This window comes from Flavobacterium rakeshii (assembly GCF_009741375.1).
In the GTDB taxonomy this organism is placed as follows: domain Bacteria; phylum Bacteroidota; class Bacteroidia; order Flavobacteriales; family Flavobacteriaceae; genus Flavobacterium; species Flavobacterium rakeshii.
In genome coordinates this window covers 163,548-176,591 of record NZ_WOWP01000016.1, presented here as the reverse complement: position 1 = coordinate 176,591, position 13,044 = coordinate 163,548, and the positions used below count along the sequence as shown (strand labels likewise).

The 13,044-nt window shown below is 40.3% G+C and carries 4 protein-coding genes; all 4 read right to left on the bottom strand.

The annotated features are described in order from the left end of the window. Positions 1-2,864 (bottom strand): hypothetical protein (locus tag GN157_RS06240; protein ID WP_157482234.1); only part of this gene is annotated, 2,864 nt, incomplete at its 3' end. A gap of 99 nt (positions 2,865-2,963) precedes the next feature. Beyond that, entirely contained in the window at positions 2,964-4,823 is a 1,860-nt protein-coding gene (locus tag GN157_RS06235; protein ID WP_157482233.1) for an OmpA family protein, read from the bottom strand. A gap of 24 nt (positions 4,824-4,847) precedes the next feature. Then, entirely contained in the window at positions 4,848-5,783 is a 936-nt protein-coding gene (locus GN157_RS06230) for a PorP/SprF family type IX secretion system membrane protein (protein ID WP_157482232.1), read from the bottom strand. A 79-nt stretch (positions 5,784-5,862) separates the two neighbouring features. Then, the gene (locus GN157_RS06225) at positions 5,863-12,951 is read right to left on the bottom strand and encodes a choice-of-anchor J domain-containing protein (protein ID WP_157482231.1); all 7,089 of its coding nucleotides are present in this window, start codon (positions 12,949-12,951) and stop codon (positions 5,863-5,865) included. Positions 12,952-13,044 lie beyond the last annotated feature (93 nt).

Genomic DNA, 13,044 nt, shown 5'->3' with positions numbered 1-13,044 from the left:
CCTTCACCGTCTGAATCGTCAAGACCGTTGTCACACAGTCCGTAAGCTGCCGGTGTGGTAGCCTCAGGGACAGGGTGAACGATTAATTGTAGTTCAATTACATCGTAGCATTCTGTTTGCCCCGATTGTAATCTTATGTATATAATCCCTGAAGGGTTAGTTACAGGAAGGTAAATATATTCTGTTGTTTCTGTTATAGCATTGGTAGCCATATCAGCATCATCCTGAGTCTCATGCGCTGTAGCAATAACACCCGGCATTTGAGCTTCAAGATCATCAAGCACCGCCTGAAGATTAAACTTAGCCGAACCGTCTCCGTTAAGGTCACACTCTTCAAGTGCATCAGGGTTTTCACCTATAGGTGCCTGAATCACCTCTAACGGAACTGTTATCACTACCCAACAACCTGTTGCTGTTGCAGTAACCCTGGCATAGATATTTGTAGTTGGAGATACATATACAGCAGGCAACTCATCTGCAGGGTCGTCGATCTCGGCTGCACCCTGGGTAGCAAAGTAGCGTACTGTCATTCCTGCCTGTCCACCTGTTATAGCAGTATCATGGTTATGTAGCACAAAATCAGCCTGACCACTAACCTCTTCACAACCTGCAAATACAGGAGCAGGGTTATTTATAACCGGTAAAATATTTACAACTGTATTGAAAGTCGTTACAGAAAAACATCCGTTAGGATTTTCAGATCTTACATAAACAGGTTCTCCGCCCGACTGATAGTTTACAGGGTCTGCAATAGCATTTGCAGGAGCAGTAGCATCTGCCAGAGAGGTATAGTAACTAAGTGTAAACGAACCTATCTCGGCAGCTCTTGTAGTAAGGTCAAATACCTCTACATTATCGCCATCAAAATCACATAACTCGTAATCAGAAATCACCGGTGGAACCTGCGGTGAAGGATTAACTACCAAGTCAAACGAAGTAGTAGCATAACATACTGTATTAGCAGGATCAACTACTCTTGCAAAAATAGTTTGCCCTCCTGATACAGTATTAGTATAAGCTGCAGGGTTTGTTATTACAGAAGTATCTGCATCTGCATCTGTTTGTGAAATAAAGAACGAAACCTGATAAGAGGCATTATTTCCTGTAATATCATCAATCGTTGAAGTTAAATCAAACTGCATTAATCCGTCGGCATTATCATCACAAACCACCTGCGGAGCCGGAGCGGTTACTGTAGGGGCATTTGTTGCAATAAGATCTATAGTGGTAAATGATACACACGAAGCACCACTACCCAGCTCTACCCTTACAAAAAGAGTTTGGTTTGCCAATGCACTTTGATAAGGAGATGCAATCGCTCCCGTATCGTTATCAGCATCTGCCTGAGACATGTGATAAGTTACAACAAAAGTACCTCCACCTGTTATGGCATCATTATTACTTTCTAAATCAAAAGAAGCTACACCAGTATTACCGTCTATACATTCGTGCATTGGTTCGGGCTCTGTTAATGCAGGAGCACCTGTTACCTCTAAAGTTCCTGTTTCGTTAAGTGTTACCGTACAAAACGGAGCCTGAGCATCTGTTACATCTATAATTACAAAATCAGTAGTAGCAGTAAGAGCCGGTAGCGTTATTATACCCTGCCCTGTACCATCAAGAGTAATTGTTTGAGAAGGGTTTGAACCTATGGTATAGCTCACCGTTGCATTTGCAGGACCTGTTAAAGTAATAACACCGTCATCATCCGAACATACCGGACCATTTGTAGTAAATACCAGCGGTTCCATATCGTTTACATTTATAGTAACCGAAGCAGATAAAGACTGGCTACATACCACAGTACCATCTGAAGTAGTTATATTAGCATCCTCAAGCGTATAAGTAGTATCCTGCATATAACCCTGAGTTATGGTGAGAGAACCATTAGCATTAAGAGTTGCCGATTGTGGCGCGCCACCATCTACATTATAATTGAAGTTTGCATTTGCAGGACCTGAAAAAGTTACTGTCACATCGGCTCCCGGACAGGCGTCCTGTGGAGAAGCGGTAACAGTTATATTTGGTAAAGGATATACTGCTATTGTAAAATCAGTAATAGAAGAACATCCTGTAGTATTATCTGTAACCTTAGCATAAATTTGCTGAGGGTTAGATGAATTTGAAATAATATCACTTAACGGAGAAGTACCATCTACCGCATTTGCAGCACTGGTAAAAAACTCAATTGTATTATTTGTAGTATCGCTGTTTATTTGAGGCTTTAAAGCACCTAAATCAAAAACTCCAATATTAGGGTTATTACTACAGGTTCTTACCTCTTCAAGTTGGTTTGCATTTGGTGCCTGAGGGAAAGCCCCGTCTCCAAAAGTTGCAGTACCTGTCCAGTTGATTGAAAAACCTCCGTCACCTACCGGCCTGTCTATTACAATATAATACGATTGCCCCGGTAATACATCAATCCATGTTACATATCCTGTACCACCAGCTCCAGGACCAGTATTCGAATCTAATGTACTACCGTTAATTCCTGTATGATTATTTGATAAACCAGCCATTTGAGGGTTTGTAGTACAACAGCGAATAGGAGAACCAAGAGCGCCACATTCGGCATCAGCTTCATAAACCCAAAAATCATAATCTACATTAATATCAGGATCATCAGGCACTAAATCAAAACCCAAATCTCCTGCCTGTACAACATTGATTTTAATCCAGATAGAATTGTTTTCAAAACCACCACATCCGGTAACTTCCTGAACCTGACCTATACCATTGGCATTTGAGGCAAATGTACCGTTCCCACACACTGTAATTGCATTAACACAATCATTTGGTTCGCCCTGAGCAAAAGCAGTAAATACTGACAGAAACAGCAGGCACGAGGCAATAATCTTTTTCATTTCTTTAAGCCTTTTTTTTAAAAACGGCAAAAATAGGTGATTTAAAACTTAAAAACCACCTATTTTCGCCTTTGCAATCTTTATTTAACAGTAGTTATACTACTTCTTAACAATCAAAAACTCCGAACGACGGTTCGCAGCATTCTGATTATCGGTACAGTTTTCACCACAATTTACCTTTGGTTCTGTTTCACCAAAACCTTTTCCTGTAATACGGTCTTTACTAATACCTTTTGAAATTATATAAGAAACTGTTGCCTGTGCTCTCTTTTCAGAAAGTGCCATGTTGTAAGAAGCGCTACCTTTTGTATCGGTATGGGCTTTTACATAAATTACCATATTAGGGTAATCATTCATAATCTCTACTAACTTATCCAGCTCCTGAGCACCTTCTCTTGTGATGTTGCTCTTTCCGAATTCAAAGTTAATATCGGCCAGTTCAATATGAGTTTCCTTAATCAGTTCGTTAACCGGTTTTAATGCTACCGGTACCACTACCTGCTTTTCCTGCGTTTTTGCAATGACAAATGTTGCACTATCATACCCTGCTTTTGAAACCTCAAGTACATAATCAGTATCACAATCCACATCATAAGATACAACACCGTTACTACCCGTTTTTTTTGTTTCAATCACATTATTACGGTTGTCTAATATGGCTACTTTAGCATCAGCCATAAGTTTACCTGTCTTTACATCTGTAACAGTTGCAATCGCTTCTACCCTACAAACTGGATTTGCAGTATAAATATTGTCTGCACCACTACGATTTGATGAAAAATATCCTACATTTTTTTGAGCATTAAAGCTAAACGAGAAATCATCTTTCTCACTGTTAACAGGCTTACCCAGGTTAACGGCTTCTCCACCTTTGATTAAATCGGCTTTAAAAATATCGAATCCGCCATATCCCAGACGCGAAATTGAAGCGAAATAAAGCACATTATCATCTGTAATGAAAGGGAAATTCTCCTTACCCGGAGTATTAACCTCTTTACCTAGGTTCACCGGAGTACCATAAGTACCATCGCTGTTTACACTTACTTTCCAGATGTCTGTATCTCCAAGTCCACCCGGCATGTTTGACGCAAAATAAAGCGTTTTACCATCGGCACTAAGGCTTGGACTACCTACTGAGTAAGCAGTACTGTTAAAAGGCAGTGCCGTAATGTTTTGCCATTTACCATCGGTTTTAGTCGCTTTATACAAACCAATTTGTGCCAGCTTAACTTTACTTCCTTTTACATAGTTACCATCTGCATGACCATCTCTGGCAAAGTAGATGGTGTTCCCGTCGGCACTAATGGCAACGGGACCATCATGAAAGCGTGTATTCAACTCGTTTACAGCAACAGCTTCAGAGAACGAACCATTTTCGTTTCTTACTGCACTGTATATATCTATGTATGGCTGACCGTAATCATCGGTAGCCGAAATGTTTCTTGTACTTACAAAATAAAGTGTGTTATCGTTTGCCAGTACAGCACCAAAATCACTTTTATCTGTACTGTTTACATCTGCCTCCGCAGCATCAAAAAGCTTGTTTTGTTTGTTTAATGCGGGAATATAATCCGGATTTGATTTGTGTAGCTGTGCTCTCTGATCGTTAGGAAGCATTGATGCAAACGTATCCATTTGTTGGTTAGCCTCGGCATATTTACCCTGTGCCCTTAAAGCTACCGCATATCTGTAATAAGTTTCGGCATCCTGTTTCTCCTCAATGGCTTTTGCATACCAAGTGGCAGCATCGGCCATATTGAAAACAGAATAGTAACTGTCTGCCAGTTGCTTATACACATAAGCATCGGCTTTGTTTTTGTTAACTAAACCAAGATATTCTTCTATAGCAGCTGTATACCTTGAGTTTTCATAAAGAGCATCTGCTTTCTGAGTATCTTTAGTTTGGGAATTTCCGTACAGTGCCATTAAAAGCCCTGCTGCGATATATATTTTTTTCATATTAAAAGAGTCTCATTTATCTGGTTAGAAGAATCTTGGTGAAACAGATACTTTTTTCCTTTTGTTCAAATCAAATAAAAGCATTACCTCGTGTGATGCCGGTGTAGTAACATTAAGATCAGACGTTACATGATCGTAAGCATAACCTATCCTGATACTTGGTGTAACAGCATAATTAACCATAACACCAACCGAGTCGTCAAGCCTGTAAGTACCTCCTACTTCAAACTTATCGAAGAACAGGAAGTTTAACGATAAATCAAGTGAAGTAGGCGCTTTGAAAGCCGACTTAAGCATTGCAGAAGGTTTCATTTTTGTGTTAGCCGATAAATTGAACACATAACCTCCTGTTAGGAAATAATGCTGTACTTCAGACCCGAATTGTCTTTCGCTACCGTCTTCTCTAACATCAAGGTGCTTTGTTTTTAACATGTTTGGCACCGAGAAAGCCAGGTAATATTTGTTTGTATAATAAAACAAACCTGTACCTATGTTAAAGTAAGTGTTACTTGTATTTTCTTTAAAAGCAACATCTGATGTTGATGGTACATACCCATCACCAATATCGCTAAACAGTCCTACATTCTGGAAAGTAAGCCCTGCTTTTAAACCTAAGGCAAGCTTGTGCTCTCCTCCTAAATCAAGTGTATAAGAGAAATCTCCGTAGACATTGTTTTCCTCTACCGGACCAATTTTATCGGTTATGGCAGATAGCCCTAAACCTACATTTTTACCCACAGGGCTATGTAATGAAAGTGTTCCTGTTTTTGGAGCCCCTTCGATATCTACCCACTGTGCCCTGTACAGTAATCCTCCGGAAAGACCTTCCTTAGAACCCGCGTAAGCCGGGTTTACCACATTCATATTATACATGTACTGTGTATAATGAGGATCCTGCTGCGCTTTTGCACTAAATACAGCGGCAAAAGCAATAGCCATTGTTATATATATTCTTTTCATTGAAGTGTGTCGATGTGAAATGAAGATTAATAAAAGCCTGCCTGCCTTAAACAGACAGACAGGCTGCCTTTACTAAATATTAATATTCCCTGCTTATGTAAACCCAACCGGTTAATTGCTCACCGTTAGATTTTGTTAGGCTATAGAAATATGTACCGTCAGGAAGGTCGTTACCTTTTTTATCCTGACCATGCCATTGGTTAGTGTATCCGTTACCTTGCTCGAATACCTGCTTACCATAACGGTTGAAGATAACGATCTCACTAACCCCAAGGTCAGTTAAGTCAAATGTATCGTTATCTCCGTCACCGTTTGGAGATATACCACGTGGTATCTGGCACATCATTGTTTCTACTGTGTAAGCTGCCTCACCTGTACATGAACCTGCAGTTACTGTTAGGATAAAGCCTAACGGAAGTTCAAGTGTGCTGTTTGAAGTAAAGTATTCAGACACGTTAAATTCTGCGCTGTCTGAACCTACAGCTATACCGTCTTCATTTCTCCATACATAAGTTACATCGTTACCAAAAGTACCGTTTGCTGCAGTAGCAACCAGCCAGGTGCTGCTGCCTCTACACTCCTGATCTATACCTACCGAAAGATCTCCTACAACAGTTAAAGTTGCAGTATGAGTTCCGCCTACATTACATGTAGCTTCATCGGCCTCAATAGTATAAGTAACTGTATATGTACCGGCTGTACTAGCCATAGTATCAATCTCACCCGTTACAGGGTCAATCACAAGTCCTGCTTCTGCTGTAAACACACCACCGGTTGTGAAGCCTGTTTCGGTTTCCGGCAATACATTTCCATTGTCATAACAGTAAACACTGTTGTAGCTAAATTCAACTACCGGAGTAATTGCACCTACAAGCTCTACGGTAGCTGTATATGTACCGGCAGCTATACAGGTTACAACATCGTTCTCAAAAGTGTACACAATTTCGTGAGTACCTTCGGTAGCAGTTGTAAGATCTACAATACCTGTTTCAGGATCTACAGTAAGTGTTGCAGATGTAAATGTTCCTCCAAAAGTGAAGTCTGCACCAATATTCGGGATTAGCTCATCACCAGAGTTAATACATGAAGGAGAGTCATAACTAAACTCAACCACAGCAGCAACCGGTTCATTGATAACAACATCAATTTGTGCTCTCTGTCCTTCACAACCTTCAGCATTTACATAAGCCACATAGTATGATGTTGTGCCTACATTCTCTGTAGAAGGTACAGGTGCCTCAGTTTCGGCAGTACCCTCAGTTGGTACAGTATACCAGACTAAAGTATAACCTTCAATCTCTGCAGCAGTTAATGCCTCAGCAGTTGCTCCCTGGCAATACTCTACAGGAGAGGTTACCTCAGGAACATCATCAACAGCGATGTTTGTAATCACTAAACTGTTTTCACAGTAACGTGTGTTCCAGTAGAATGTATAATCACCCGAAGCTATAAGTCCGTTAACGGTTGTAGTGCTGTTCGCAGCATCTTCAAACACAACCTCTGTAGGGTTATTTTCATCGGCACTCCACTCACCTACACCTTTTGCTTCAAGTGTAAGAGTATCTTCGGTACAATCTAAAGTTTGAGGCTCTGTAACAATCTCGTTGTTTGCCGTAATGCTTACTGCATCGATAATGTTACCAATTGCGTTGTCTTTAGATCTGAATATAAATCTTGTTACATCCTGTCCTGCAGGAACATTGTATTCACCTTCATATACCGCCCATGTTACTGTACCTGCCTGCTCTACAAGAAGCTCAAACGGACCTGCAGGAGGACCTGCATACAGTTGTACTACTGTACCGTCTGATCTTGAAAGGTGAGCAAAGCTATAGTTATATGTCACTACTTCAGAACTATCGAAGTCCTGGTATGTACCTTTAATATTTACTAAATCATCAGGGTTTGTTGGTTCAGAACTGTCAGCAGACATTAACTGGATTGACTGACCTCCTTCATAAGGGGTATAACCAATTACGCCAAATGTATCACTAAAGAAGATTACATTGTAAAGAGATGTATCTTCCTCTGTAAGGTTGTTTCTCCATCCCGGTACTACATGCTGATCGTAGAAGTTATTGATACCAAAGTTTGCTGAAGGAGTTTCAAATCCGCCATTAACAGCATCTAAAGCACATAAATCCTGCGGAGTAGTTATACACACATCAAAAGTATGCTCGTTTGGAGCCGTACCGTTAAGTGTTAATCTAACTTTATAAGTATCACCTACTATAAGTTCAGAACTGTATGCTGCAACAATAACATTGTTTTCAGAACAAGCCAGTTCTTCAAGCACAGTACCGTTTACATGGTAAAGTGTCATTGTTACATTTGCATGAGGCGGGTTACCACCACTATAGTAGTATGAACCTGAGAAGTTTGTTAAACTAATTGTATGAACTTTAGCAACAGCATCAAACTGTAACCAAACATCACCATCGTTAGCACCTGCACAGGTCATTGGCTCAGGTGATACAGTAGCATTGATAAAGCTTATTTTACTTACTGATTCTTCACAAGTCTCAGTACCGTTTACAGGAACTACAAGTGCTGTATCGGCAGAATCGTTTCTAACAAATTCCTGCGGACCAGACCAGAAGCTCTCATCTCCTTCTCCACACACGGCTCTTACAAAGAACTCATAAGTCCCTTCTTCAGGCATGTTGAAATCGGCTGCCGATGGAGTATATGATGTTGTATTTACTAAAATACCTGATTGTGGTAATGTACCGTTATCTAATGGCTGAAGGTAAACTTCCCATTGTGTTTCGCTACCTCCTGCTGTCCATGAAAGCACACCGTTTGCATCTACAGTAAGTGCTGTAGGCTGCGGACATGTAACTGTACTACATGAAGCAAAACCATTGTAAAGAACAGTGTTCATTTGATCTAGTGGAGACGGGCTTGTCCAGATTGTTGAACCACTCTGCGCTATTGTAATTACTGCACTTGAGCTACTACCCGGAACATACGATCCTAAACCATCCCAGTACACAGAAAATTCAACTCCGTCACATAAGAATACAGGAACCGTAATAGTACCTGCACCCGTACCAGGTAAATCAATAGTAGCTACTACAAGTTCATTCTGGATAATATGAAGCTCTCCAGAGAATCCTCCGGCATCGTTAGTAAGTGTAAATGTATATTCACAAGCTGTGGCAAAAGGACATCGTGTGGTAAATACATAAGGTCCTACCCACTCGCTTTCTTCTGTATCACTACATACTGCTCGTACATAGTACTCGTATTGAGAAGCAGCTGTAAGTCCGTTAACCGTTGTTGGGTTAGCAGTAACTGTAGATAAATATTCCGGATCACCATCTCCTACAGGAGTCCCCATACCTGCCGGTTGCACATAAATATCCCAAGCTGTTTCATCTCCATTCGTATTCCAGGATAATTGTGCAGACACATCGGTAATAAAATTAACCGCAAGGTTATTTGGAGCTGCACATGTAGGAATATCTTCTATAACCACATTGTCAATAAGTAATGTTTGACCTCTGTACCCCAGTGGGCTAGGTTCTCTTTGAGGTATTACCCATGCAATATTAATATCTCCCGTTATACCTGCCGGAAGGTTAAATATCATTTCCTTCCAATATGGATTATTTATAGGAGTTGTATCGTCATCACTATTATATAGTACTGTAGTAAATTCAGACAGTTCGTTACCGTTTACAGAAAGTCTTATTTCTAAATCTTCCTCAAAATACTCGCTGTATGTTCTGTACTGAAATCTTAAACGCTGACCTGCCGTAACAGTAATAGTTGGTGAAATTAAATAATCATCATTATTACCGTTTGAACCTGAGAAAATACCTGCCGAATGAATTCCTTCAAAAGCATCTAATGTAGCATCTAGTGTCCAGGCAAATGAATCAGAGTTTTCGTTTACAGATCTCCAACATTCTTCAGATTCTGATGATGCTTCAAAAGTTTCAAGGAACGGAGTAGTAAAGGCCTCACATAATGTTGTGAAAGTATATGGCCCTACCCATTCACTTTGATCTGTATCATTACAATATGCCCTTACATAATATTCGTAAGTTGTGTTTGGCAATAAGTTATCTGCCGGATAAGCAGTATTGTTACTGGTTTGATCACCGGTATCAGTATCTGCCGGAACACCTGTTCCCTGCTGCTGAACGATTACCTGCCATTCGGTCTCCTGGAATCCCGGAGTCCATGCAAGTACAGCATCTGTTTGAGTTATGTTTGAAGCAGTTAGCTCACCATAGTTAGGCATAGGACAAGCCGGAGCTTCGTCTATCCTTACATCTTCCAGTTGGAATACCGAAGTACCTCCTACTGTTGAGAATGTAGGCGGAACCCTAAACGCAATGTAAACAGGACCGTTTGCATTAATGTAAAGTGATTTCTCAATATAATCAGTATTAGTGAACTCCATTAAAGGCATAATCTCTGTAAAACTCGCAGGATCAGTGTCTGTAGTAGACATTAATACCTGTACCCCAAATCGTGGATTAGGGAAGAAGAATGAGAATGCAGCCCTGTATTTGAATTTAAGCTCTTTAGTTCCAACTACATTAATAGCAGGAGAAATTAACCAATCGTCAAATACCGGTGTCCCAAAAAACGGGTTACCCTGTATTGCAGCCTCTGTAGTAGTAAAATTCCACTGTGCTCCATCTTCATTAGCATCAAGTATAGTCCAGCAGAATTTGTGAGAGTTCTCAGTATCTGCGGTATCAAAGTTCTCAAAATAAGGAGTATCAAATATACCGCACTCTGTAATAAAAACGTACGGACCTACCCAGTTACTCTGGTCGGTATCATTACAGTAAGCCCTTACATACACATCATATTGTGTAGAATGTTCAAGATCTGAAACAGGATAGTTAACATTATTTGTTGTAAGATCGCCCGAATCAGTATCTGCCGGTGCAGCAGTACCGGTAGGCTGTACAATTACTTCCCACTGTGTTTCCTGGAAACCTTGTGTCCATGATAATGTAGCCGATTCTGTAGTGATATCAGCAGCAGCTATATTAAGCGGATCCGGACATGCAGGAACGTCTTCAATAAACACATCGTCTATAGAGATTCTTGTAGCAACACTACCTGTACCCGGAGTCACAACAAACGCAATGTTTACTGCACCCGTTACTGTAGTTGGAATATATATAATTTTTTCTTCAAAACCTGTATTCGTAATTTGAGTTTCCGGCATAATAACAGTAGTGAACTCATCACCACCAATACCTGTAGTAGAAACTTTTATAGAATAACTTGAAATACCATTTGTAGTTCTGTCTTTAAAACGAAGTCTTTTTTGAGCTCCCGTAAAGTTGATTTGAGGAGTAACAAGCATATCGTTATTAAAATCAGCATAAGTACTGGTTTGTAAAGTAGCATAACCGCCAAGGTATGTCCATTTTAAACCATCTGCATTAACATCTACAGATGTCCAGCACACCTGTGGTACACTAGATGAAGTACCTGCAAAGTTTGTAGTATAAGGAGTATCAAACACATCACATTGTGTAGTGAACTTATATGGATTGCTCCACTCACCCGGAGTACCTCCGCATACAGAACGCACATATAAATCGTATGCAGTACCTGCTGTTAAGCCGGTTAATGCATTATCAATATTTGTAGTTGTACTGTTAAGTCCTGATGTTGGTGCAGGCGACCCCGTAGGAACCGCAGCATATTCCCAGTTTGAAACTAAGTTAGCTTCGTTATCCCATGAGAAAGAAACAGAGTTTTGTAACAAATGAGAATACGTAAATGATGCAGGTGGTGCACAGGTAGAAAAATTTGCTGTGAAATCAAAACACACACTTCCACCAGAAGCGTAAGTTGAAGAAATTACAATTACATAGGTTTGCCCCGCCTGTACAAATAAGTTAGAAATGTAAGCCGGAGTTGCTGTAGCAGTTGTTATGGTACCACCTATACATTGTACTCCAACATTGGCACAACTTTCATAAACAAATACTCCCGAAGCTGAATTACCAAAACATCCGGTACCCGAAGCAAAAGGTAATGTAGTTTGCGACAGGGTAAGTAAACCATCCTGAGACGGTGTGAAAGTTAAAAATGCCTTATCACCATTAAGGTAGTTTTGAGTTACTCCTGCAGGCACACAGTCTGTACCTGGTGTAGTATACACTAAATCAGGATTTACATATGCATTAAGGTTTGAAGACAGCGTAAATGTATTACCGTCGTCCGGTATAACAATAGGCGCCTCACAAGATGTACCTAAAATAGCAGTAGTCAGGTCAAACGGACCTGCCCATGTACTTTCTGTAGTGGTACATATAGTTTTAATATATACGTCATAATCAGTTTCTGCTGTAAGTGTACCTGCCGAATATGTATTATCGGTTGGTGTACCTACAGTACCTGGTGTAGCACCATCGGCAACAATCTGGATTTCAAAGTTAGTAGCCGTTGGGTGTGTCCATGTAAGCTCTGCCGTTTCTGTAGTTACAGAAGTAACTGTAAAATCGGCAGCTAAAACAGGATCACATACCTCAGCCGACTGTATACCTATATTATCAAGGTACCAGGTATCGGCATCCGGTGTAGCACCCGGCTGGTCGTTAACCAAAACAAAAGCTATATAAATACTTAAACCGGGAGCAATAGACCCCGGGATGGTTACAACCTTCTCTTCATAAGTTGTAGAAATTTGACTCTCTGTCCACGTGGCTAAAGTAGTTGTAAAACCCGAAATATCGGTTTGACCCGCAGTGGATAGTTTTACCTGGTAAACATTTCCATGTTCTGCCGCATCACCCTGCTTAGTGAAAAAGCGAATCTCACCATTTGCAGGAACGGTAACCAATGGCGTTACCAAATAATATTGTGCCGTGTTACCCGCACCAATGTTCTCGGCTGTCGGATCAATAAAAGCAGCTCCTGTGCTTGAATTGTATCCGTCTGTAGAAATACCAAAAGTAGATGTACCTACTGTGTTGTTTGCCTGTCCCCAAGCTGTAGGTATACCACTTTCAAAATCTTCGGTAGCTAATTGCGCATTTGCATTAATGGCAAATAGGACAAAAAACATCAAAAGGGATACTTTCCCAAAAGTGTTTTTTGGAACTACCGGATGGAAAATCCCCGAGATTAATTTCGGGAACTTAACCAATAATAACCGTGACGTTATTAGTAGTTTTTGATTCATAGTTAATAGTGTTTAGAATAGTTAATAGCTTGTGTTAATCACGTAAACAAATATTAACAAAAAGAAAACACCATTATAATAGTATCCTTTTAG